Consider the following 24,146-nt stretch of genomic DNA (forward strand, 5'->3'; position numbering starts at 1 on the left):
TTCATTGCACGGGGTGCGCGCGGCGGTGTATACCCGACCAGCCGCCTGGGGGGCTTGGGCGGCGCTGGGTTGGGGTTGCCATGCAAATCTTGTCGCGCCTGCTTTCGCGCCGTTCGCCCGCAACCGTGGAGGTGGCGGCGCCGGTTCTGCCGGACGTGGTCATCGCGGAACCGTTCCATGCCTTCATCCATCGGCTGAACGCCATCACCGTGCCCGGTGACCTGCGTGCCATCCGCGGCGGGCGGGCGCTGCAGGCCATCGTCATGGATGAGGCGGGGGCCCAGGTCCGGGTGGGGCAGATCACCCAGTCCGCTCCCGGCGTCGATCGCATCGCCTTCCAGGAGTTCCCGGACGGGACGGGCCCCGCCTTCTGGCTGTTCGTGGTCGAACCGTTGGGCGAGGCCGATCCAGCCCCCCTGGTGCCGGCGCTGCGCGCCTTGGCGGTCAGCCTGGGCCAGCGGCCGCTGCTGGCGGTGGGCTGCGAAGGTCCCCGCCTGGACCGCGCCCAGCTGAGCTTCGCCATGATCAGCGACGAGCCGCCGGCCGCCACCCTGCCGCCCCTGGACCAGCCGGTGGTGGACGGAAGCGCGCTGTCGCCGGAACAGCGGCAATGGCGGGAAGAGGGGGTGGCCATCCTCAAGGGCTTCCTGCCCGACGATCTGCTGGATCCCTACATCGCCCGGCGCGAGCAGGTGAGCCGGCCGGGGGGCTGGCGCTCCCCCACGCCCTATATGCACGTGGAGGAGTTGCGGCGCATCTGCCTGCACCCGCCCCTGATGGGGGTGCTGAACAGCCTGGTGGGGGAGGAGATGCTGCTGCACCTCAATCTCACCGGCTGGGTGTCCACCGAGCGCGACTGGCATCAGGATGAGTATCTGAGCCCACCCTTCGTGAACAGCTGGTACGCCGCCGTGTGGATCGCGCTGGACCGCATCCATCCCGACGCCGGCCCCTTCGAATACATCCCCGGTTCCCACCGCTGGCCCCTGCTGCGCGGCGCGCGCGTGCGCCAGTTCATGACGGATGAGGAACGGCGCCTCGCCGCCGTGACCGACAGCGGCTATGACGCCTGGCCCAGCGTCACCCAGTCCTACGTCGCGCCCATCGTGGAGGCGGAGATCGCCCGGCGCGGTGTCGAAAAGCGGGCCTTCTTGGCGGAGAAGGGCGACGTGCTGGTCTGGCACGGCCGCCTTATGCATCGCGGTTCCCCCGCGCGGCAGCCGGGATTGGAGCGGCGGTCACTGATCGCCCACTACACCGGTGTGAACCACCGCCCCGATATGCCGGACCGCCGGGTCGAGGCTGGCGGACAATACGCCGTGTTCCACACCCCCCTGATATGACCCCTTTCCCCGTGATGAGCCGGCCCTCCCGATGACCTTCCTGTCCCGCCTGTTCGGCCGCCGGCCGGCTTCCGCACCCCTCGACGCGCCGCCGGCGACGCTTCCGCCACTGCTGATCGTGGAGCGGGTGGTGACGCGCGTGGCCCACCTGGAGGTCGTGGAGGTGCCGGGGGACATCCGGGCCGGCCGGGCGGAGCGGAAGCTGCACGCCCTGCTGGTCGACGAGGCCACCGGCCTGGCGCGCCAGGGCCCGCTGGTGTCACGCACGCCGGATGGCCTGTTCGAGGGCGACCTGCGCTGTGACCGCGTCACCGTGCCAGCGTTCCCCACGGGGTGCGGTCCTGTCTATTGGCTGTTCGTGGCCGAGGCGGAGGAGGCGCCGGACGCCCAGGCGCTGGCGCCCGCGCTGTTGGCCCTGGCGGGCACGCTTGGGGACCGGCCGCCCCTGGGCGCCCTCTGCTACGGCACGCCGCAGGACACCAGCGGCGGCATTCGCTTTTCCATGTTGAGCGACCATCCCGACCCCCAGGGCCTGCCGCCGCTGGACCAGCCGGTGGTGGACGAGGCCGCGCTGACCCCCGAACAGCGGCAATGGCGGCGCGAGGGTGTCGTGCTGCTCAAGGGCTTCCTCGGCGATGACCTGCTGGACCCCTATATCAAGCGGCGGGAGCAGGTGGACCGGGCGCTGGGCTGGATCACCCCCACCCCCTACATGCAGGTGGAGGAGTTGCGGCGCATCTGCCTGCACCCACCGCTCATGGCCATCATGAACAGCCTGATCGGGGAGGAGATGATGCTGCATCTGAACCTCACCGGCTGGGCCTCGACCGAGCGCAACTGGCATCAGGACGAATATCTCAGCCCGCCCTTCGTCAACGGTTGGTACGCCGCTGTGTGGATCGCCCTGGACCGCATCGACCCGGATTCCGGGCCGTTCGAATACGTTCCGGGCTCCCACCGCTGGCCCTTGCTGCAGGGCGAGAGGGTGCGGCAGTTCATGTCGGCGGCGGAGCGCGACCGCGTCACCGGCACCACCGGCAGCGCCTCCTGGCCGCACCTGACGCAACGCTACGTCACCCCCGCCATCGAGGCGGAGATCGCGGCCCAGGGGGTGGAGACGCGCCGCTTCCTGGGGGAGAAGGGCGACGTGCTGATCTGGCACGGCCGGTTGATGCACCGCGGCTCGGCGCCGAACCGCCCGGGGGTGGAGCGGCGGTCGCTGATCGGCCACTACACGGGCGTGAATCATCGTCCGGACATGCCCAACCGGCGCTTCGACCATGGCGGGTACTATGCCGTGTTCGACTATCCGTTAAAGTAGGCGCGGGCGCCGGGGCCTCCCCAGTCGGGATGATCTGTGTCAAGCTGGCCGGCAGCCGCGCTGTCGGGGCCCGCCCATGACCGTTCCGTCCTCTCGCCTACTGTCGATCCGCCGCCATGACGGCCCGCAGGACACCTGGCATGTGGCCAGCCTGGCGCCCCCGCCGGTGCTGTCGGGCCTGGTGGATGGGTATGCCGACTATCGCGAGCGGACCAGTTTCACCACCCGCCGGGAATTGCCCCACGCCCAGGCCGTCCTGATCGTCAACCTGGCGGAGCCGATCGGCATCGTGGGCGGCGACGGGCGGCCGATCACCCTGCGGGCCGGTGAGGGCTTCGTGGCCGGTGCCCACCTGGCCCCGGCGCTGTCCCGGTCGGGCGGCACCCAGGCGGGGATGCATGTCTTCCTGCCGCTCTCCGGCCTGCGACGCCTGCTGGGCTGTCCGCTGACGGATCTGGTCGACCGCGCGGTGCCCCTGGACGCTGTCCTGGGCCCGGCGGGGACGCGGCTGGGCCAGGCGCTGGCGGAGGCGCCGGACGGAACCGGCCGCATGGCCGCGTTGGACGATGCGCTGACCCGTCGCTTCGCCGCCACGCCCGCCCTGCCGGGGGCCCAGGCGCACGCGCTGGCCCTGCTTCGTGGCCGGCCCGACCTGGACATCGCCGACATCGCGCGGGACATCGGGTGGAGCGCCAAGCATCTTGCCAATCGTGTGAAGGACGCGCTGGGCGTGGGGCCGCGCACCTACCGCCGCCTGATGCGGTTCGAGGCGCTGACCAAGCGGCTGGGGGCCGGGCCGCCGGATGAGGGCAGCGGCGGCTGGGCCGGCATCGCCATCGATGCCGGCTATTGCGACCAGTCGCACATGATCCGGGAATTTCGGGAGTTCGCCGGGCTGACGCCGGGGCAATACCTGGCCCAGTCCCTTCCGGACGGCGGCGGCCTGGTGGAGGCCGGGATAGGGGAGGTTATTTAGATCCAATCCAGGCCGCGCCGTTCGGCCCTATGGTCGGGCCAGCGGCATCGTCGCCGCCTGACAGGAGACTGAGCCCCATGCCCACCCGTTCCCTGATTCCCTGCCTGCGTTATCAGGATGCGCCGGCCGCCATCGACTTCCTGTGCGCCGCCTTCGGCTTCCAACGCCACGCCGTCTACGCCGACGACCAGGACCCCAACCTCATCCACCACGCCCAGCTGACGCTGGGCGACGGCATGGTCATGCTGGGATCCGCCCAGCCCGGGCCGTCAACCGACGCCTATCGCTGGAAAACGGCGGCGGAGGCGGGGGGCGTCACGGCGTGCATCTACATCGTCGTCGACGACCTGGACGCCCACCACGACCGCGCCCGCGCCGCCGGGGCGGAGGTCGTGACCCCACCGCACGACAATGAAGGCTACCCCGGCCGGGGCTACCACGCCCGCGACCCGGAAGGAAACAGCTGGAGCTTCGGCACCTATGATCCCTGGGCGCCGCTTTGAGGTCGACGCTTCGATGACCAGCGGCGGGCGTATCCGGCCCGCCGCCTTAGCCCTGCTTACAGCGCCTGTACCGCCGCCAGCACGGCGTCGACGTGGCCGGGCACCTTGACCTTGCGCCAGACCTGGGCCACCTGGCCGTCCTTGCCGATCAGGAAGGTGGCGCGCTCGATACCCATGTATTTGCGGCCGTACATGTTCTTTTCCACCCACACGCCATAGCGCTCGCACACGTCGTTGTCGGCGTCGGACGCCAGGGTGAAGGGCAGGTTGTACTTCTTCTTGAACTTGTCGTGGCTGGCCACGCTGTCCTTGGACACGCCGATGATGGTGGCGTCCACCTTCTCGAAGTGTGGCAGGGACTCGCCGAAGCCGCAGGCCTCGGCCGTGCAGCCGCTGGTGTCGTCCTTGGGGTAGAAGTACAGCACCACCGGACGGCCTTTCAGCGAAGACAGGGTGACGCTGCCGCCACCATCGGTGGGCATGGTAAAATCCGGGGCGGGGGTTCCGACCTCAACGGCCATGGTGCTTTTCCTTCCTGGTTCGGGCCTGGGTTCGTGCCGAGGTTTGCGACGGTGGACTGATGACGGGGCGGATACGGTCCAGCCCGCCGGTTGGATCAAGGGGCCGGCGCCGGCGGGCGGGCGGCGGGTTCCTCCACCACCTTCCGGAACAGGGCGTGGGCCTGGGCCGCCGCGGCGCGGATCTTTGCCTCCGCCGCGTCGAAGTCAAGGCCATGGCCCACCGCTTCGGCCAGGGCCAGGCGCAGGGCCGGCGGCGCCTCCGCCACCTTGACCTCGCCCTCCACCGTCAGGCGCAGGAAGGCCTGCACCCGGCGCCACAGCCGGTGGATGTCGATTAGGGCGTCGGCGTCCGCTGCATCCAGCAGCCCGGTGTCCCGCAGGCGGGCCAGGGCGCCGGTGGTGTTGGGGTCCAGGATGCCGGGATGGTCGGCGGCATGGCGTAGGGTCAGGTATTGCACCAGGAACTGGATGTCGACCATGCCGCCGCGCACATGCTTCACCGACCAGGGGTCCTTGGTGTGGTGCTCCTTGTCCATGCGGACGCGCATGTCGGCCACGTCGGCCAGAAGCTTGTCCGGGTCGCGCGGCTGCACCAGCACGGCGTGGATGGCCTCGGCCAGTCGCGTGCGCAGGGCCGGCGGCCCGGTCAGTACCCGGGCGCGCGTCAGGGCCATATGCTCCCACGTCCAGGCGCTTTCGTGCTGGTAGCGGGTGAAGGCGTCCAGGCTGACGGCCAGGGGCCCCTTGTTGCCGGAGGGGCGCAGGCGCATGTCCACCTCGTACAGCGCGCCCTCTGCCGTGGGCACGGTGATGGCGTTGATCAGGCGCTGGGTCAGGCGGATGAAGTATTCGCTGGGCGACAGCGGCTTGGGGCCATTGGATTGGTCCGACCCATCCGGCACCTGATAGACCGTGATCAGATCCAGGTCCGATCCCAGGGACAGCGACCCCGCCCCCAGCCGCCCCATGGCCAGGATGGCCATGCCGGTTCCGTCATCCGATCCGGTTTCGAAACGACCATGGCGGAGGGCGAACTCCGCTTCCACCCGCTCATGCAGGACGGTCAGCGCCGTGTCCGCCACCTCGGTCAGGAAGGGGCCGCACTGGTCGCCGTCGGTCAGGTGCCGCAGGATCTGGATGCCGGCGCGCAGGCGCTGGTCGCTGGTCCAGCGCCGCGTCAGGTCCAGCACCTCTTCGAAGTGGTGGGCATCGGCCAGCTGGCGGAACAGCCCCTCGCGCAATTCCTGGGCGTTCGGCAGATGGTCGAAGAAGCCGGGGGTCAGCACGGCATCCAACTGCGACGGGCGCCGCGACAAGCTGTCGGCCAGGCGCGGGGCTGTGCCCATGATCAGGGCCACCAGCTCCAGCAGCTTGGGGTTGGCGTAGAACAGGCTGAACAGCTGAACCCCGGCGGGCAGGCGGCTCAGGAACTCATCGAACTTCAGGAAGGCCTGGTCGGGCTGGGCCGTGCCGCCCAGGGCCGCCAGCAGGGTGGGCACCAGCTCCGTCAGCAGCTCCCGCGCCCGGGTGCTGCGGGTGGCGCGGTAGCGGCCGTGGTGCCAGGCGCGGATTTGGGCGGCGACGGCCGAGGGGTTCTGGAAGCCCAGCCCCCGCAGGGTGGTGATGGTGTCGGGATCGTCCTCCGTCCCGGTGAAGACCAGATTGCCGGGCCCGGACAGCGGTGGCGCCTCCTCGAACAGGGCGGCGTAGCGGTCCTCCACCCGCCCCAGGGTGGCCAGCAGTTCGGTGCGGAAGGTATCGGCGTCGGCATAGCCGAGGAAGGTGGCGATGCTGGCCACGCCCTTGTCGTCCACCGGCAGCTTGTGGGTCTGCTGGTCGTCCACCATCTGCACCCGGTGTTCCACCCGGCGCAGGAAGCGGTAGGCAGCCTTCAGATCCTCGGCCGCGTCCTCGCCCACGCGGCCGGCGGCCACCAGGGCGTCCAGCGCCATCATGGTGGCGGGCGTGCGCAGGTGGGGGTCGCGCCCGCCATAGATCAGCTGCTGGGTCTGGGCGAAGAACTCGATCTCGCGGATGCCGCCCCGGCCCAGCTTGATGTCGTGGCCGTTCACCGCCTTGTCGCGGTGGCCCTTATGCGCGCCGATCTGGCGCTTGATGGAATGGATGTCCTGGATGGCGGCGAAATCCAGGCTGCGGCGCCAGATGAAATGGCGGATCAGGCCCATGAAGTCCTGGCCGGCCTTGCGGTCGCCCGCCACCGGCCGTGCCTTGATCATGGCCGCCCGCTCCCAGTTCTGGCCCAGGCTGCCGTAATAGGCCTCCGCGGCGGAGACGGAGACGGCCAGGGGCGTGGCGCCGGGGTCGGGGCGCAGGCGCAGGTCGGTGCGGAAGACGTAACCGTCCACCGTCCGCTCCTCCATGATGCGCACCAGGTCGCGGGCCAGGCGCACGAAGGTGCGGGTCATCTCATCCGGGTCGCGGGCCTGCACCACGCCGTCGTCGTAAAGGACGATCAGGTCGATGTCGCTGGAGTAGTTCAGCTCCAGCGCCCCGAACTTGCCCATGGCCAGCACGATCAGGCCGCTGCCGGCCTCCGGATCGTTCTCGGCGTCGGGCAATCGGATGTCGCCCTTGGCGGCCAGTTGGCGCAGCAGGTGGCGGGCGGTCAGGCGCAGGGCCGCCTCCGCCAGCTGGCTCAGCGCGCCAGTCACCTGCTCCAGCGTCCAGGCTTCCGCGATGTCGGCGGCGGCGATCAGCAGGGCGGCGCGGCGCTTGGCCACGCGCAACGCCTTCATCAGCCGGTCGGTGGTGGTCGCCCCGCCCACCTCAGCCCACAGCCCCTCCAACAGGTCCATGAAGGCGGCGTCGAAGCCCAGGGTGGCCACCTGGCGGAAAAAAGCCTGTTCCTTCAGCAGGGCCTGGCCCAGGAAGGGGCTGTTGCCCAGGATGGCCCGCAGCAAGGCCCCGCCCGTCTCATCCGCCGCGTAGGTTCGGGCGAATTCCGCCAGTTCCATGTCGCCGGAGTCCTCCGCCCGGCGCTGCCAGGACTCCAGCCCGCGGGCCAGAAGTTCGGTATCTGCCGCTTGGGGTAGGGATTTCGCATTGAACATGGATGTCTGACCGGGCTATGCCAGGAAACGGGCCTTGCCCCCGTGTAAACCTGTCCATCGTGACCCTATGTTGCTGGGACTGGACAAGGGGTGGGGCGGGGCCCCGTTCGCTGTTCGCCGTTTCGCGGTTGTGGATTCCCGGGGCAGAGTGCCCAAGGGGCTGCAACGCGGTCAAGCCATGCCGGAAGTTTGAGCCTTTGCCCCGTCCGACCCCGCCCATTCCCCCCGCCGAGGTGCCTTCCGAGGCGCCGACCGGGACGCAGGCGTACGGCCCCGAGGGTGGCGGCGAACGAGGGGACGTAGGCCTGCGCGTGCCGGGGCGGCGCCCGCCCGACCCCATCGCGCCGCCCCCGCCCAAGCCGCCGCGCAAGCGCCGGGGCATGATCGGCCACACCGCCCTGGTCATCCTGGAACTGGCGGCCGGCCTGCTGCTGGTGATCCTGGTCACGGCAGGCCTTCTGACCTGGCGCCTCAGCCGGGGGCCCATGCCCATCTCCTGGTTCGCGCCCTATCTTGAGCAGGCGGTGAATTCCGGCGGCACCGTCCACATTTCCGTCCACAAGGTGCTGCTGGCCAGGGCGCCCAAGGGCGCCACGGTGGAAATCCTGGCCGACGACGTGGTGCTGACCGGCACTGGCGGCGCCACCGTGGCGACGCTGCCGGAATTCCGCGTGGCCCTGTCGGTGCCGGCGCTGCTGCACGGCCGCCTGGCGCCCACCCGTATCGTGCTGGTGCGCCCCCGGCTGAATGCCATCCGCGAGGTCGACGGGCGTTTCCGCCTGGCGCTGATGTCGGATGACGACACCGACGACGGCAACGACTTCATGGCGGACCTGATCACGGCGCTGAAGCGGCCGCCGGATCCATTGGAACCCCTGGGCGCGCTCACCAAGCTGGTGGTGTCCGAGGCGCGGCTGTCGGTGGATAACCGCCAGCTGGGCCTGGTGTGGTCCGCCCCCCGGGCCGACATCTCCCTGACCCGCGACCGACGGGGCATCAGCGGCAACGCCCAGCTGGTGGTGGACCTGGGCGGGCACATGACGCAGGTGGCGGCCGACCTGGGCTATCGCCTGGCCGACGGCACCGTCAGCGCCGTGGCCCATTTCTCCGGCGTCAGCCCGGCAGACCTGGCGCGCATCACCCGCGCGTCCGACGGCGTGCTGGCGGCGGTGGGCGGCATCGACATGCCCCTGGCCGGCACGGTGACGCTGGACCTCGCCTCCGACTTCTCCCCCCGCATCTTCGACGTGGCGCTCAGCGGCACGGCCGGCACCGTCACCCTGCCGGGCCGGCTGAAGGCGCCGCTGGCGGTGGCCAACCTGGATTTGCAGGCGCGGCTGGAGCCAGGGGGCCTGATCCTGAACCACCTGAACCTGACCCTGCCCGGGTCCGGCGGGCCCGCGCCGGCGTCCACCGTCATGCTGACGGGCAAGGGGGTGAAGCGGGACGACGGCAGCTATCGCGTGACCCTGGCCACCGAGGTCAAGTCCGTGCCGCTGAACGCACTGGACGCGCTGTGGCCCCTGGACGCCCTGCCCAAGCCGCGCGCCTGGATCATGCAGAACCTATCGGACGGCGCCTTCGACAAGGTCACCTTCAATTTTGAAGGTAACGCCCCGGCCGACCTGTCGGACATGGTGCCCAGCCGCATGATGGCCAACTTCACCTTCTCCGGCGCCACCGTGAACTACATGGACGGCCTGCCCAAGGTGAAGGATGTGGGCGGCACCGCCACCTTCGACGGTGGGCACCTGGGCATCGAGCTGACGCGGGGCCGCCTGCTCGACTTGGCGCTGGGCACCTCGCGCCTGGATATCACCGGCTTGGACAAGACGGCGCAGAAGATGGAAATGACGCTGCCCGTCAGCGGCCCCATCTCCTCCGCGCTCACCGTCATCGACACCCCGCCCCTGGGCTATGCCAAGAAGGTGGGGCTGGTGCCGGCGACCGTGGCCGGCACGGCCGACATGACCCTGCGCTTCGACTTCCCGTTGGTCGCCACCCTGAAAATGGACCAGGTGAAGCTGGGCGTGCAGGCGCACCTGAAGAACGTGGCGGCCGACGGCATCGTCGCCGACATCAAGGCGTCGGACGGCGACCTGAACCTGGTGCTGGACAACAAGGGCATGGACACCAACGGCACCGCCCGCCTGAACGGCATGCCGGCCCGCATCCTGTGGCGCGAGAACTTCCCGGCGGAGGCGCCCATCGGCACCCGTGTCGCCCTGCAGGCCACGGCCAACGACCGCGACCGCCAGCTGTTCCACCTGGATTTCCCCGACTGGGTGCGCGGCCCCGTGGGCGTCAACATGGTCTACACCAGGGACGCCCAGCATCAGGAGACCATCCTGGCCGACCTGGACCTGACCAAGTCGGCCCTGGCCGTATCCCTGATGGACTGGCGCAAGGTGACGGGCGTGCCGGCCTCCGGCCATGTCGAGGTGGGTTTCGACCAGGGCCGGCCGCTGCACGTCACCCGCTTCCAGCTGAAGGCGGATGGGATGGAGGCGTCCGGCAGCATGGACCTGAAGCACGACTTCTCCATCGGCCATATCGCGGTCGACCGCTACCGCCAGGGGCGCACCGACGTGGCCATGACCGTGGACGTGGACGATGCGGGCGGCATGCGGATCAAGGCGGCCGGCCCCTCCATGGATGCGCGGCCCTTCCGCCGCTCCGCCAGCGGCGGCAGCAACGGCCGGCCCCTGACCGAGGCGGAACTGAAGGCCCTGGACGCGCGGCCGCCGCTGGACATCGATTTCAACTTCGACAAGGTGGTGACGGCCAACGGCGGGCGCGAGATCGGCGCCAGCAAGGGCCAGTTCGCCAGGCGGGGCCGCAGCTGGCGCTCCGTCGTGCTGGACAGCCGCATCGGGAAGGACAATGCCGGCCACCTGGCCCTGCGCTATGTGCCGGACGGCAACGCCATGGCGCTGACCATCACCTCCGACGACGCGGGTGCGGCCCTGCAGCAGCTGGACGTGCTGGACCATCTGCGCGGCGGCAAGCTGGTGGTGAAGGGCCACAGCACCCCCGGCGACCCGCATGAGGTGGTGGACGGCACCCTGGATGTCACCGACTACCAGGTAGTGGAGGCGCCGGTGATGGCGCGCCTGCTGTCGGCGGCCAGCTTCCAGGGCTTCTCCGATTTCATGAGCGGCGCCCCCATCACCTTTGCCAAGCTGGAAGGCGGCTTCCACTGGACCGACACCGGCGTCAGCTTCCACGACGTGCGTACCTCCGGCGCCGCCATCGGCCTGACCATGGAGGGGGAGATCAACCTCAACCGCGGCATGGCCGACCTTCAGGGCACCATCGTGCCCTTCAGCACCTTCAACAAGCTGCTGGGCGCCATTCCCATCGTCGGCGACCTGCTGACGGGGGGGGAGGGGCAGGGCCTGCTGTCGGCCACGTACCGGGTGAAGGGCCCGCTGGACGACCTGGACGTGTCGGTCAATCCGCTGGCCGTGCTGGCCCCTGGCTTCCTGCGCAACCTGTTCTTCCTGTCGCCCACGGATGAGGACGGCAAGCCGGAGGCGAAGCCCGCCCCCCGGAAGAAGCCGGCCAAGCCGGCATCCGACCCGGCATCGCCCGGCTCGGCAACACCCGACACGCCGAAGTAGCAGGACTTTCCGGCCGGGTGCTATCCTGGCGCGGGATCATGGCGTTGGGGTGGGCTTATGCTTGGTGGCGTGTCGGCGCTGGTTCGTCCTCATGATCCGGCAGACCTGGACCGGGCCTTCCTGGAAAAGCGGCGCCTGCACCTGCGCACTGGCCAGGCGGATGTTTTCGCCCGGCTGCTGCCCTGGTCGCTGATCAACGCCCAGGTGACGCTGGCCGGCCTGCACAACGGCCGCCTGCGCCTGGTCCGCTCCGGCCAGGATCTGCCCTATGAGACGGTGGTGGGCCGGAACAAGGCGGGCCAGATGTTCCTCAAGACCGCCGCCCTACACGACCAGATCGGCCGGGGTCTCAGTCTGGCGCTGAACCACCTGCACCATGTTTCCCCCCGCATCGCCTCCCTGGTCGCGGCGGTGGAGCGGCGCTATCGCGTGCGCGGCGGCGCCAACGCCTATGTCAGTTTCCAGCGTGAGGGCGCCTTGGGGCCCCACTGGGACAACCACGACGTCATCATCCTGCAGATATGGGGGGAGAAGCGCTGGCACTGCCATGGCGTCCGCGCCGTCCATCCCCTGGTCAGCCGCAGCTATCCCACCGTGGCGGAGGCGGGGCCCGTGGAGTGGGAGGACACCTTGCGACCCGGTGACGTCCTGTACATCCCGCGCGGCGACATCCACTGGGCCACGGTGGCGGAGGGCGGGCACTCCGTCCACCTGACCATCAACCTGGGCGGTCTGCGCGCCCGCGACATGCTGCGGGCCCTGGCCGGCCGGCTGGAGGGCGGCGAAGACGCCTTCCGGGAAGAGGTCATGGCCCTGGCCGATGAGGCGGCCACGCGCCGACAACTGGCGGTCCAGGCCGACCTGCTGCATGGCGCGTTGGAACAGCCGGACGTGGCGGCGCTGTTCACCCAGCTGGATGCGGAGCGGGAAGCGTTCCAGCCCATGAACCTGGGCCTGGATCGCACCCTATCGGACACCACGGAGATCCATCCCGCCGCGCGCGGCCCGGGGCCGGTTCCATCCAGACTGCCGCCGGATCAGCGGCGGGTGCTGACGCAGCTGCTGGCCACGGACGGCGCCCGCCTGGGCGAGCTGAAGCGGGTCCTGGCGGATATGGAGGGTGCGGTGGTGGCCGATGCGGTCGCCGGCTTGGCCCGCGCCGGCCAGGTCTGGCTGTTCGACGACTGAGCCTCAGCGGCCGCCTTTGGCGTCCCGGATCATGCTGCGGGCGATGACCAGCTGCTGGATCTGGCTGGTGCCCTCATAGATGCGGAACAGGCGGACGTCGCGGTAGAAGCGTTCCACCCCGTATTCGGCCATGTAGCCAGCACCGCCGTGGATCTGTACGGCGCGGTCGGCCACGCGGCCCACCATCTCGGAACAGAACAGCTTGGTGCAGGCGGCCTCCGTGCCCACGTCGCGGCCCGCGTCGCGCTGGCGGGCGGTCTCCAACACCATGCAGCGGGCGGCGTAGGCTTCCGTCCGGCTGTCGGCCAGCATGGCCTGCACCAGCTGGAACTCGGCAATGGGCTGGCCGAACTGCTGCCGGTCCAGGGCGTAGGCCAGGCTGTCGCGGATCAGGCGCTCGGCTACGCCCACGCAGACAGCGCCGATGTGCAGGCGCCCCCGGTCCAGCACCTTCATGGCGGTACGGAAGCCCTGGCCCTCGCGCCCGCCGATGATGTTGGCCGCCGACACCCGCGCATCCTGGAACACCACGTCGGCGGTGTGACTGCCCTTCTGCCCCATCTTGCGGTCCGCCGGGCCGACTGTGACGCCCGGGGTGCCGGCCTCGACCAGGAAGGCGGTGACGCCCTTGGCATCGCGGCTGGCGGGGTCGGTGCGGGCGAAGACGGTGAACAGGCCGGCATGCGGCGCGTTGGTGATGAAGCGCTTGGTGCCGTTCAGCACGTAATGGTCGCCGTCGCGCCGGGCGCTGGTGCGCAGGGAACCGGCATCGGATCCCGCCTCCGGTTCCGTCAGGGCGAAGGCGCTGATCATCTCGCCGGCGGCCAGCTTCGGCAGGTAGTGCCGCTTCTGTTCCTCCGTCCCGTCGATGACCAGCCCTTGCGAGCCGATGCCGTTATTGGTGCCGATGAGGGAGCGGAAGGCCGGCGAGGTCTGGCCCAGTTCGAAGGCCACCTGCACCTCTTCCGCCATGGTCAGGCCCAGGCCGCCATACTCTTCGGGGATGGACAGGCCGAACAGGCCGAGATCCCGCATTTCGGCCACGATGTGCGGCGGAATGGCGTCATCCTCCGCCACCTGGTGTTCCAGGGGCACCAGCCGGTCGCGCACGAAGCGGCCCACGGTGTCCAGCAGCTGGCTCAGCGTCTCTTGATCCAAGGCCATGGCAATCGCCCCTCAGTTCAGGCTGGCGAAGCCGTGGCCGTCGCGCACCAGGCGCTCCAGCAACGGCGAGGGTTGCCATTGCTTGGCGCCGCTGGCCTGGTGGAATTTGGTGATGGTGCCCAGGATGGTGCCGAGGCCCACCTGGTCGGCCCAGAACAGGGGACCGCCGCGCCAGGGGGGAAAGCCGTAGCCGTGGACCCAGATCATGTCGACGTCCAGGGCGCGGGCGGCCACCCCTTCCTCCAGGATCTTCGCTGCCTCGTTCACCATGACGTAGAGGCAGCGCTCCAGGATCTCCTGGTTGGTGACGGCGCGCGGGGTGATGCCTTTGGCGGCACGGTCCCGGGCGATCAGGTCGGCGGTAACCGGGTCAGGCAGGGGCGTGCGGCTGCCGGCCTCATAGCGGTAGATGCCGGCCCCCGTCTTCTGGCCGTAGCGGCCCTGTTCGGCCAGGCGGTCCAGCCAGCCGGGCGGCGGGGTGTCGGGGTCGCCGGCCTTGCGCCGCTCCTCCCGGATGCGCCAGCCCACGTCCAGCCCGGCCAGATCGCCCATGGCGAAGGGGCCCATGGGGAAGCCGAAGTCCGTCAGCACCCGGTCCACCTGGTCCGGTGCCGCCCCCTCGTCCACCAGGGCCGTGGCCTCGCGCGCCCGCTGGTGCAGCATGCGGTTGCCGACGAAGCCGTAGCAGACGCCCACGGCCACGCCCACCTTGCCGATGCGCCGCGCCACGTCCATGGCTGTCGCCAGCACGTCGGGCGCCGTTTCCCGGCCCCGCACCACCTCCAGCAGGCGCATGACGTTGGCCGGGCTGAAGAAATGCAGGCCGGCCACGTCCTGCGGCCGGCTGGTCACGGCGGCGATGGCGTCGACGTCCAGGGTGCTGGTGTTGGTGGCCAGGATGGCGCCCGGCCGGCACACCTGGTCCAGCCGGGTGAAGATCTGTTTCTTCAGATCCATGGACTCGAACACGGCCTCGACCACCAGGTCGGCGTCGGCCAGGTCGTCGTATGCCAGGCTGGGACGAATCAGGGTCAGGCGCGCGTCCGCCTCCTCCTGGCGCAGCCTGCCCTTGGCCACGCTGGCCTGATAGTTGCGGCGGATGGTGGCCAGGCCCCGATCCAGCGCCTCCTGGGTCGTGTCCAGCAGCACGGTGGGGATGTGCGCGTTGGCGAAGCACATGGCGATGCCGCCACCCATGGTGCCGGCACCGATGACGCCCACGCGGTGCACCGGGCGGGGTGTCGCGTCAGCCGCCAGCCCCGGCACCTTGGCCACCGCGCGCTCGGCGAAGAAGGAATGGATCAGGCCCGCGCGCTGGGGACTGTTCATGCAGGCCAGGAACAGTTCCCGCTCCCGTTTCAGCCCCTCCGCCAGGGGCAGGGTGCAGGCCGCTTCCACCGCGTCGACGCAGCGGTGGGGGGCGAAGAGGTGGGGGGATTTTCGGGCCAGGTCGTCGCGGGCGGCGGAAAACAGCAAGGGGCTGACGGCGGCGATGCGGTCGCCGCGCGCGCCGGTGCGCCGGGGCATCAGGCCCTTGGCCCGCACCCGCTTGGCGAAGGCCAGGCCGGCGGCCAGGGGGTCAGGCTCCGCCGCCAGCCAATCGACCAGGCCGATGTCCAGGGCGGCGGCGGCCGTGACGGGATCGCCGCTGACGATCATCTCCAGCGCCTTGGCCGGGCCCACCAGGCGGGGCAGGCGCTGGGTGCCGCCGGCCCCCGGCAGCAGGCCCAGCTTCACCTCCGGCAGGCCCAGCCTGGTTCCCGGTAGCGCCACCCGGAAATGGCAGCCCAGCGCCACCTCCAGCCCGCCGCCCAAGGCCGTGCCGTGCAGCACGGCGATGACGGGCTTGGGGCTGGCCTCCAGCGCCGCCACCACATCGGACAGGAAGGGCACTAACGGCGCCTGGCCGAATTCGCGGATGTCGGCGCCGGCCATGAAGGTGCGGCCGGCCGCCAGCAGGACCAGCAGGTCGGCCTCACCATCCGCTTGGCCCAAGGCCAGGGCGCGCAGCAGCCCGGCCCGCACAGCCTGGCCCAGCGCGTTCACGGGCGGCTGGTTGACGGTGATGATGCCGGTGCGGCCCTGGCGCTCATAGCGCACGGGGGTGCAGTCGGTGGCGATGCCGCTGGCGTCCATAGGGTTCTCCCTCCCTCAAGGCGCCTGGTTGGGTCGGCGCCATCCGGCAGGACAGTATCAAAGCGCCGATGCATTGCAATATCTGCGGAATATAATTCCGTATAACGGAATTTATGGTGCGCCGGGCGGGATTACAATGCCTTGGCCCTCTCGATCCGTTCCGGGCGCCGTTCCCTGTCGGTCGGATCAGGTCGGATTGGAAAACGGCTTCGCCGCGGCTTTTGGGGGGAGGGCCGGAGGGACCGTTTGCGGGGCGGTGGCCTCGGGTGGTGGAGTGTCGTCCTGCCAGGCCACCCAGAAGCGGACGGTGGTCCGCCGCCGCGTTTCGGCCCGCTTGTTCATGAGGGTCAGGGTCAGGATCCGGTTGCCATCCTGCAGGGTGCCGCTGTACTCGCTGCCTGTGTACATGCTGTCGCCGACGAAGGTGGCGACCCCGTCGCCGCAGACATAGCGGGCGCATTCGCCCATGGGCGCCCCATCCTGCGAGATGCCGCAATAGATGGCGACGACCTGGGCGGTCCCGGGCAGTTCCACGAACAGGTTCTCTTCACCTCCCGGGCGGATGGCCGTTCGTGTCTGCGCCTCCGTCACCCGCACGCCGGGGGCGCCCAGGTCCCGCGCCATGCGGTTCCGGCCCTGGTAATCGTTCCAGGCCTGGCAGAAGGGATAGTCCACGACGTTGGCGCCCCGGAAATAACCGGGGTTGGTGGGCAACCCCGCCTGCCGCCACCAGGGGTCCGGTATCGAGGCCGTCATCAGGCCATAGACCAGGCTGACGGACAGCGCGGCCGAAATCAGGGACACCAGCAGCCGGCTCATGAGCGCGACGGGCAGCGGCATCTGGGCCTCCAGCGACAAATTCGCGTGCATGGCTGCTGCTTCCTTTAGTTTATTACACAATGTAGAAGAAATGGTGTGCCCCATCAGGAAGGGCGAAGGAGGAGGGCGGGAATTCAAGGGACGCTGGTGTCGTCGCCGCGCCAGGCGATCCAGAAATGACCGGTGACGCCGTCTTCGGGGGCGGCGGAGCGGGTCGACATGGCCAAGGTCAGGACACGGCCTTTGACGTAGGCGCTATCCTCGACGAAAGCCGACACACCGGTGCCGCAGCCGCCACGGGAACACTCTTCGACGGCCGCTTTCCCTGCGCCCGGCCGGCTGATGCCGCAGTAGATGGCGGTCACCTTGGCCGCCTGGGGCAGCAGGATGGCCAGATCCTGCTCCGCGCCTTGGCGCACCGCGCCCCGGGTGGTGACCTCGGTCACGTGGACGCCGGGCCCGCGCAGGTCACGCGCCAGGCGGCTGCGGCCCTGATAGTCGGTCCAGGCCTGGCAGACGGGGTAATCGGGCAGGTTGAAACCCCTGAACTGGCCAGGATAGCTGTGCAGGCCGGCCCGCATCCACCAGGGGGTGGGCACCAGCACCGACATCATGGCGTAGCAGACGGCGAAGGCCACGGCGATCGTGGCCAGCGATTGCAGCAGCCGGCCCCGGTCCAGGAAGCGCAGCAGCACTAGGTTCTCCAGCCGCCGGCTGGCGATGGCCAGGATGCTTGAGGCGATGTCGCGGCGATAGCGGCTCAGGGCGGCGTCCGGCCCCAGGAACGCCAAGGCGTTGACGTAGGATTCCTCCAGATCGCCCATGCGATCCTCCACCTCCTCGGGGGTGGCCACCATCATCAGGCAAAGGCGGGGGAACAGGGGCAGGACGGTTGGGGTGACGACGGCGATGCTGTTTTCGGACGGCGTCGTCATGGCTCAGGCCCCCTTGCCCGCCAGGTCCAGGCCGACTTCCAACTCGTGACGGCTGTTGACGGCATGGTCCAGCGCCTGACGCCCCTCGCCGGTCAGCTTGAAATAGCGTTTTGCCCGGCCGCCGCGCGTCGGTGTCGGCTCGCCCAGGTGGGACTCCAGCAGCTCCTTGGCCGTCAACCGGTCCAGGGTGGTGTAGACGGCGCCCAGCGTATGCTCCCGCCGGGTGCGGCGGCTCAGCTCATCGCGGATGGCCACGCCATAGGCACCATCGCCCAGGGCCAGGATCACCATCATCACTGCCTGTTCCAGCGTGCCCAACGTGTTCCTGCCCATCACGCCCCGCCCTGCTTCGTATTTCTTCTACAATGTATATTCGATCGGCGCAGGGCGTCAATGGGGTTGGCCGGGGAAGAAGGGGATTCAAACCGCCCGGCCGACCAGGGCCACGCGGTTGGCCAGTTCCACCAGGCGGGGGCCCAGTTCCCTTTCCAGCCGCTCGGGCGTCAGCAGGTAGGATGGGCCGCCGCAGTTGAACGCCAGGGGCGGCTGGCCCGGTTGGGTGGGACGCAGGGGCACGGCGACGGAATTCACGCCCTGCACCCATTCGCCCACGTTCAGGCAAAAGCCGCGTGCCCGGATTTCCTCGGCGGAGCGCAGGATGCCCCGCTCCACCATGGGCCAGAACTCGTCGCCCGCCCGTTGGCGCAGGCGTTCCATCAGCGGGGCGCGGGTGGGCTGGTCCAGGGCCGCCAGATAGGCGCGGCCGATGCTGGACCGGCCCAGGGACAGCCGTGATCCGACATCCTGCTGCAGGCTGACCATGCCGGGCGCCCGGGCGCAGGCGATGTAGACCATGCTGAGGTCGTCGCGGCCGGCCAGGGCGGTCAGCACGCCGTCGCCGGCATGGTCGGCCAGAGCCTGCAGATAGGGCTGCGCCGTTTCGCGGATCTTCAGCCCGCCCAGGCAGGCATAGCCCAGGCCCAGCACGGCGACGCCCATGCGGTACTTGCCGCTGTCGGGCAGGTAATCGAGATAGCCCAGCTTGGCCAGGGTGTAGGTCAGGCGCGAAACCGTGGCCTTGGGCAGGCCGCAGCGCTGGGCCAGGTCGGCATTGCCCAGGGGGCCGTCGGTGGGCTCGAAGCAGCGCAGGATGTCCAGGCCGCGCGACAGTGCCGTGACGAACTGCCGGTCACCACCGGCCTCATCACCCATCTCGTCCGTGACCGCACCGCCGCGCTTCTTCAAGGCCATTCCTCCCCGGGACGCCCACCTGCGTCCCCAGGACTGATTATATGTCTCCGCCGCTGGAGGAAACGGCGAATGACTTTTCGATGAAGCGGAAATAGCGGTGCAACACGCCCCCGAAAAAGGCAATCAGCAGCAGGAGGCGGATGCTTTCCCAGGACGCCGGCGGCAGGCCCAGCCAGGCCAGGACGCCTCGCTCCGCCACCACGGGGGCCACTCCCCAGAAATCCGCCAGATTCAGGACCAGCAGGATGCCGACGACGGGCATCAGCAGGACGATGAAAGCCCGCCCTTTCCTCACGCGCGCCATGGCGCCGGATGACAACGCGGCATCGTGCATGCTGAATAGCCCGGAAACGCCGCCACCGTTGATCGTCGGTCGCGCGCCGGTCGCAGTGTCAGATGACTACGGTGTCGTTGCAACCATAAGAAGAGACACTATGCGACGGGTTAGACCTCGTCTTTCAACTCCACGCCCAGGCCGGCCAGCGCCTTCCAGTAGCCGGGGTAGGTCTTGGCGACGCAGCCTGGGTCCAGGATGGTGATGTCGCGGATCTTCAGACCGGCCAGGGCGAAGCTCATGGCGATGCGGTGGTCGGCGTAGGTTTCGATGCGGGTGGGCAGGCTCTGGCCCGCCAGGCCGGGGTCGCTGGCCACAGCCAAGTCGTCGCCCTCCTCGACCGCCAGGCCGGGGCGGATGCGCGACAGTTCCGTCGCCAATGCCGCCACGCGGTCGCATTCCTTCACCCGCAGGTTGGTGATGCCGGTGAAGCGCACGGGCGTGGTGTTGAAGGCTGCCAACACGGCCAGGGTAGGGATGGCGTCCTGCATCTGCGACCCGTCGATGACGGCTGGCAGGTGGGGGAACAGGCGGATGAAGTCGTAGGCGCGGGCGTCCGGCTGGGTGAAGGCGTCGGCCGGGGTGCCCAGGTCGATGGCGCCGCCGGTCAGGGCTTCGGCCGCCCACAGGTAGGTCGCGGCCGAGGCGTCGGGCTCCACCGCGAAATCGGCGGCCTGATAGCCGGTGGCGGCGACGGTCCAGACGGTGTCGCTGGGGTGGGTCACCCGGGCGCCGAAGGCGGCCATGGCGGCGGTGGTCAGATCCACATAGCCCTTGGCGCCGATGTCGGCGCCGGTCAGCACCACGTCGGTGGGCTCGCGCCCCAGCGCGCCCATCATCAGCAGGGCGGAAACATATTGGCTGGACAGGCCGCCGTCGATCTCCACCCGGCCGCCGGCGTATCCGCCGGCATGGCCGCGCACGGTGACGGGCGGGCAGCCGGTGGGGGCGTTGATGGCGATACCCAGGGTCTTCAATGCCGCGACCAGGGGGGCGATGGGGCGCTTGCGCATATGCGCGTCGCCATCCACCACCATGGTGCCGTCCACAGCGGCGGCCACCGCCGCCGTCAGGAAGCGGGTGGCCGTGCCGGCGTTGCCCAGGAACAGGGGCTGGGCCGGCGCGTTCAGCCGGCCGGTGCCATGGACGACGAAGGTGGTGTCGTCCGGCTCATCCACCGCGACACCCATGTCGCGCAGGGCCTGGGCCATATAGCGGGTGTCGTCGCTTTTCAGGGCGCCGGTCAGCCGGCTGGTGCCGGCCGCCAGACCCGCCAGCAGCAGGGCGCGGTTGGTGATGGACTTGGACCCCGGCGGCGCCACCCGGCCCTTCAGCGGACCCTGCGGCGGAATGATGGTTGTCGCGCCCGTACCCATTTTTTCCTTGTTCCTCAAGCGCCGGCGCGGCCATCCGGCCGCTTGGCTATCCTCTCTGCGCCCTTCGGTGCTCGCTCCGGCGCCTGCAGTCGCGGGCTCTCTCCTCGTCTGGGAGCCAACTTAACCCTGGAACGGATCCCGCATCAGGATGGTGTCGTCGCGTTCGGGGCTGGTGGACAGCAGGGTCACCGGCGCTTCGATCAGTTCCTCGATGCGGCGGATGTACTTGATGGCCGTGGCCGGCAGGTCGGCCCAGGAGCGGGCGCCGTAGGTGCTTTCGGTCCAGCCCTGGAAGGTCTCGTAAATGGGCTCCACCTCGGCCTGGGCGGTCTGGCCGGCCGGCAGGTGGTGAATGACCTCACCCTTGTAACGATAACCGGTGCAGACCTTCAGCTCCTCGATGCCATCCAGCACGTCCAGCTTGGTCAGGGCGATGCCGTCGATGCCGCCCACCTTCACCGCCTGGCGCACCAGCACGGCGTCGAACCAGCCGCAGCGGCGCTTACGCCCGGTGACCACGCCGAACTCCTTGCCCTTGGCGCCGATCAGCTCACCGATGTCGTCGAACAGCTCGGTGGGGAAGGGGCCGGAACCGACGCGGGTGGTGTAGGCCTTGGTGATGCCCAGCACATGCCCGACGGCGCCGGGGCCCATGCCGCTGCCGGCGGCGGCGTTGCCCGACACGGTGTTGGAGGAGGTCACGAAGGGATAGGTGCCGTGGTCCACGTCCAGCATGGCGCCCTGGGCGCCCTCGAACAGGATGCGCTTGCCCTGGGCGCGGGCCTCTTCCAGGCGCTGCCAGACGACGGCGCTGTAGGGCAGGATGCGCGGGGCGATCTCGCGCAGCTGGGCCAGCAGCTCGGCGCGGTCGATCTCGGGCGCGTTCAGGCCGCGCAGCAGGGCATTATGGTGGAACAGCAGCTGGTCGACCTTGTGCTCCAGCACGGCCTCGTCGGCCAGGTCGCACAGGCGGATGGCGCGGCGGGCCACCTTGTCCTCGTACGCCGGGCCGATGCCGCGGCCGGTGGTGCCGATCTTGCCGGCGCCGCGCGCCTCCTCACGGGCCTTGTCCACTGCGCTGTGCAGCGGCAGGATCAGGGTGGCGTTCTCGGCCACGATCAGGCTTTCCGGGGTGATCTGCACGCCCTGGGCGGCGATGTTCTCGATCTCACGCAGCAGGGCCCAGGGATCGACCACCACGCCGTTGCCGATGACCGACAGCTTGCCGGGGCGGACGACGCCGGAGGGCAGCAGCGACAGCTTGTAGGTGACGCCGTTGATGACCAGCGTGTGGCCGGCGTTGTGGCCGCCCTGGAAACGGACGATGACGTCGGCGCGGCTGGACAGCCAGTCGACGATCTTGCCCTTGCCTTCGTCACCCCACTGCGAGCCGACGACCGCGACATTGGCCATGATGCTTCTCCCTCTAAAACGGCGCTCAATAGCAGGCACGGGGCGGCGATGCGGCACCCGCAGGATTTTCAAACAGGTGGACGCTCAGACCTCGACGGTCCAGCCGTCCCGCAGCAGGTGGCTGCAGCCCAGGCGCTTGGCCTCGGCCGCGTCATCGTCCAGCGGCTCCAGCGCCGCCACCGTGTCCCAGCCCTTCTCGCGCAGGCGCTGGGCCTGGGCCGCCGGGGTACCGTGGGGCAGCAGCAGGCGGCGGGCCGGCGCCGGGCCGGGCACGGACTCAATGACCGTGTCGGTGAACAGGGTGAAGCCGGTGGCCGGTTCCCCCGCCAGGGTGCGATAGCGGCCGCCGCGCCCGATCTCGCCGCGCACGCCACGGGCGAAAATGGTGAAGCTGACGCCGGTCTGGTACTCGAACCCGCGCTGTTCCACGGGGTCGATCGTGATCTGGACGTGCGGGGCGGCGCTGACGATCAGGTTCACCACGGTGGCCAGGCGCTGGCGCTCCGGCTCCGCCTCCGCCGGCAGTTCGACGGCGGCCAGGGCCTCCACTGCGGCGGGGGCGTTGCCGCAGCACGCCATCACGCGGCCCAGCAGCTCGGCGGCGGCTCCGCCGATGGCGGCCAGGCCGGCGGCGTCGCGGTGGTCCAGGGCCTCGCGCGCGGCGCGCTGAGTGGCCTCATCCAGGCCCAGGGAACGGAACAACGCCGGCACCAGGGTGGGCACCGTCAGGTCCACGGTCAGGCCCTCGGCACCCAGGTTGGTCAGGGCTTCGGTCGCCAGCAGCACGATCTCGGCATCAGCCTCGGCGCGCAGGCTGCCGATCAGTTCCACGCCCACCTGGCCGAACTGGCGCTCATGGCGCAGTTGCGAGCCCTTCACGCGCAGCACCTGGCCGGCATAGGACAGGCGCAGGGGGCGGGGGGCTTTGCCCAGGCGGGTCTGGGCGATGCGGGCGACCTGCAGCGTCATGTCGGCCCGCAGGCCCATCATGCGCTGGGACACCGGATCCATCAGGCGGAAGGTCTGGTGCGCCAGCTTGGCGCCGGGCCCGGCCAGCAGACCCTCCTCGAACTCGATCAGCGGCGGCTTGACCCGGTCGTACCCATGGCGGCCGAAGTCCGCCATCAGCTGTTCCACGATGCGGGCCTCGTGCTGGGCGGCGGGCGGCAGAAGGTCGCGCAAGCCGGCCGGCAGCAGGGCCTTGGCCGCAATGGCCTCGTCGGCGCTGTCAGTCATAATGCAGAAGGGTCCCGGGCGTCGTAAGGGCGACAGTGCCCGTTACGGGTCTTTAATCGCTGGCCGCCCGGCACGCAATTGTTTAAGCCCCGCGCCCGCCGGGGAGGGGGCATGCGGGGCCAAACCTTGCCGTGCGCCTGCCCTCCGAGGGCAGAAGGAACTAAGGCGAAGGCTCTCGTATTCTGCGAGTAAGCGCTTATACTCTTATATGGTTATCCGCCTATAGGCCGCGCCCATGTCCGACACCTCTTCTGAAACAACGCGCTGGAGCGTTTCGGTTTCTAAAAAGACCGATATCGCCGTTCGCACTTTCCTGGCTCAACGTGGCATGAAGAAAGGCGATCTCTCCAAGTTCATTGAGGAGGCGGTCAAGTGGCGGGTGTTCGAGCAGACCATGGCGGAGGCACGTGGCGGGTTCGATGACATGTCGCCAGACGATCTGGATGATCTCCTGAACGAAGCCGTCGCCGCGACGCGGCAAGATCGCACGCCCAAAGCCTGACTGACCGGTGCGCGTCGTCGTTGATACCAACGTCCTGATTAGCGCGCTGCTGGCAAAAGCCTCACTGCCGGCTCGCTTGGTGACCCTTTGGCGAGAGGGGCGCTTCAACCTGCTTGTCTCGACGCCCCAGTTGGACGAGTTGATGCGTGTCACCCGCTACCCGAAGATACGGGCGCGTCTGCCGCCGGTCATAGCGGGTCAGTTGATCAATGACATGCGTGAGATTGCGGAGATTGTGGAGCCTTTGCCGACAGTCTCCGCCTCACCCGATCCCTTTGACAATTACCTGCTGGCCACCGCATTGGCAGGTGACGCGGATTTCCTGATTACCGGCGATAAACAGGATTTGCTGAGCCTACGGCGGTTCGAGGGCACTAAAATTCTGACTGTTCGTGACTTTCTGACCTTATTCGGATTGATGCCGCCAACTTAAG

20 protein-coding genes are annotated in these 24,146 nt (G+C 69.5%); 8 read left to right on the forward strand and 12 right to left on the reverse strand.

All coding sequences use genetic code 11. From position 1 onward, the window contains the following. Positions 1–80: 80 nt before the first annotated feature. From Y958_RS14315 to Y958_RS14330, 4 genes are all read left to right on the forward strand, one after another. Entirely contained in the window at positions 81–1,343 is a 1,263-nt protein-coding gene (locus Y958_RS14315) for a phytanoyl-CoA dioxygenase family protein (RefSeq protein ID WP_244909518.1), read from the forward strand. 31 nt (positions 1,344–1,374) lie between these two features. Continuing rightward, positions 1,375–2,664, forward strand: a complete 1,290-nt coding sequence (locus Y958_RS14320) for a phytanoyl-CoA dioxygenase family protein (protein ID WP_244909519.1) — start codon at positions 1,375–1,377, stop codon at positions 2,662–2,664. 76 nt (positions 2,665–2,740) lie between these two features. Next, positions 2,741–3,640, forward strand: a complete 900-nt coding sequence (locus Y958_RS14325; RefSeq protein WP_088872767.1) for a helix-turn-helix domain-containing protein — start codon at positions 2,741–2,743, stop codon at positions 3,638–3,640. A gap of 77 nt (positions 3,641–3,717) precedes the next feature. Next, positions 3,718–4,143: a VOC family protein gene (locus Y958_RS14330; protein ID WP_088872768.1), complete on the forward strand. Its 426-nt coding sequence runs from the start codon at positions 3,718–3,720 to the stop codon at positions 4,141–4,143. A gap of 56 nt (positions 4,144–4,199) precedes the next feature. On the opposite strand, the gene bcp is transcribed toward Y958_RS14330, so the two are convergent. Together bcp and Y958_RS14340 are read right to left on the reverse strand one after the other, a co-directional pair. Then, positions 4,200–4,664 (reverse strand): thioredoxin-dependent thiol peroxidase, encoded by a 465-nt coding sequence (bcp, locus tag Y958_RS14335; protein WP_088872769.1) that lies wholly within the window; start codon positions 4,662–4,664, stop codon positions 4,200–4,202. A 95-nt stretch (positions 4,665–4,759) separates the two neighbouring features. Beyond that, positions 4,760–7,735, reverse strand: coding sequence for a bifunctional [glutamine synthetase] adenylyltransferase/[glutamine synthetase]-adenylyl-L-tyrosine phosphorylase (locus Y958_RS14340; RefSeq protein WP_088872770.1), 2,976 nt, complete (start codon positions 7,733–7,735; stop codon positions 4,760–4,762). Between the two features lie 197 nt (positions 7,736–7,932). Between Y958_RS14340 and Y958_RS14345 the strand changes: the two genes are divergently transcribed. Both Y958_RS14345 and Y958_RS14350 read left to right on the forward strand, forming a co-directional pair. Beyond that, positions 7,933–11,358 (forward strand): YhdP family protein, encoded by a 3,426-nt coding sequence (locus Y958_RS14345; protein ID WP_186291407.1) that lies wholly within the window; start codon positions 7,933–7,935, stop codon positions 11,356–11,358. Positions 11,359–11,415: 57 nt separating this feature from the next. Continuing rightward, a complete protein-coding gene (locus tag Y958_RS14350; RefSeq protein ID WP_088872772.1) occupies positions 11,416–12,546 on the forward strand; it encodes a JmjC domain-containing protein in 1,131 nt (376 codons plus the stop codon). Positions 12,547–12,549: 3 nt separating this feature from the next. Here the strand turns inward: Y958_RS14350 and Y958_RS14355 are convergent, their stop codons facing one another. From Y958_RS14355 to Y958_RS14400, 10 genes are all read right to left on the reverse strand, one after another. Beyond that, the gene (locus Y958_RS14355; protein ID WP_088872773.1) at positions 12,550–13,710 is read right to left on the reverse strand and encodes an acyl-CoA dehydrogenase family protein; all 1,161 of its coding nucleotides are present in this window, start codon (positions 13,708–13,710) and stop codon (positions 12,550–12,552) included. Between the two features lie 12 nt (positions 13,711–13,722). Then, positions 13,723–15,846, reverse strand: a complete 2,124-nt coding sequence (locus tag Y958_RS14360; RefSeq protein ID WP_088872774.1) for a 3-hydroxyacyl-CoA dehydrogenase NAD-binding domain-containing protein — start codon at positions 15,844–15,846, stop codon at positions 13,723–13,725. Positions 15,847–16,032: 186 nt separating this feature from the next. After that, positions 16,033–16,716, reverse strand: a complete 684-nt coding sequence (locus tag Y958_RS14365; protein ID WP_088872775.1) for a hypothetical protein — start codon at positions 16,714–16,716, stop codon at positions 16,033–16,035. A gap of 83 nt (positions 16,717–16,799) precedes the next feature. Then, positions 16,800–17,600: a hypothetical protein gene (locus Y958_RS14370; protein ID WP_088872776.1), complete on the reverse strand. Its 801-nt coding sequence runs from the start codon at positions 17,598–17,600 to the stop codon at positions 16,800–16,802. Between the two features lie 3 nt (positions 17,601–17,603). After that, positions 17,604–17,933 carry a PadR family transcriptional regulator gene (locus Y958_RS14375; RefSeq protein WP_088872777.1) on the reverse strand — a complete coding sequence of 110 codons (330 nt, stop codon included), beginning with the start codon at positions 17,931–17,933 and terminating at the stop codon, positions 17,604–17,606. Between the two features lie 87 nt (positions 17,934–18,020). Continuing rightward, on the reverse strand, positions 18,021–18,845 hold the full coding sequence (locus Y958_RS14380) for an IclR family transcriptional regulator (protein WP_211098652.1): 825 nt from the start codon (positions 18,843–18,845) through the stop codon (positions 18,021–18,023). A gap of 43 nt (positions 18,846–18,888) precedes the next feature. Further along, a complete protein-coding gene (locus tag Y958_RS14385; protein WP_088872779.1) occupies positions 18,889–19,185 on the reverse strand; it encodes a hypothetical protein in 297 nt (98 codons plus the stop codon). Between the two features lie 110 nt (positions 19,186–19,295). Beyond that, positions 19,296–20,561: a 3-phosphoshikimate 1-carboxyvinyltransferase gene (locus Y958_RS14390; RefSeq protein ID WP_088872780.1), complete on the reverse strand. Its 1,266-nt coding sequence runs from the start codon at positions 20,559–20,561 to the stop codon at positions 19,296–19,298. 120 nt (positions 20,562–20,681) lie between these two features. Further along, entirely contained in the window at positions 20,682–21,974 is a 1,293-nt protein-coding gene (locus tag Y958_RS14395) for an adenylosuccinate synthase (protein WP_040847901.1), read from the reverse strand. An 84-nt stretch (positions 21,975–22,058) separates the two neighbouring features. Continuing rightward, positions 22,059–23,210, reverse strand: a complete 1,152-nt coding sequence (locus tag Y958_RS14400) for an ATP phosphoribosyltransferase regulatory subunit (protein ID WP_088872781.1) — start codon at positions 23,208–23,210, stop codon at positions 22,059–22,061. A 235-nt stretch (positions 23,211–23,445) separates the two neighbouring features. On the opposite strand from Y958_RS14400, the gene Y958_RS14405 reads away from it, so the two are divergent. Together Y958_RS14405 and Y958_RS14410 are read left to right on the forward strand one after the other, a co-directional pair. Continuing rightward, a complete protein-coding gene (locus tag Y958_RS14405) occupies positions 23,446–23,712 on the forward strand; it encodes a ribbon-helix-helix domain-containing protein (RefSeq protein ID WP_088872782.1) in 267 nt (88 codons plus the stop codon). 7 nt (positions 23,713–23,719) lie between these two features. Continuing rightward, a complete protein-coding gene (locus tag Y958_RS14410; RefSeq protein WP_088872783.1) occupies positions 23,720–24,145 on the forward strand; it encodes a putative toxin-antitoxin system toxin component, PIN family in 426 nt (141 codons plus the stop codon). Position 24,146: the final 1 nt, after the last annotated feature.

Origin of the sequence: Nitrospirillum viridazoti CBAmc, from assembly GCF_000730165.1 — a bacterium.
Classification (GTDB): Bacteria; Pseudomonadota; Alphaproteobacteria; order Azospirillales; family Azospirillaceae; genus Nitrospirillum; species Nitrospirillum viridazoti.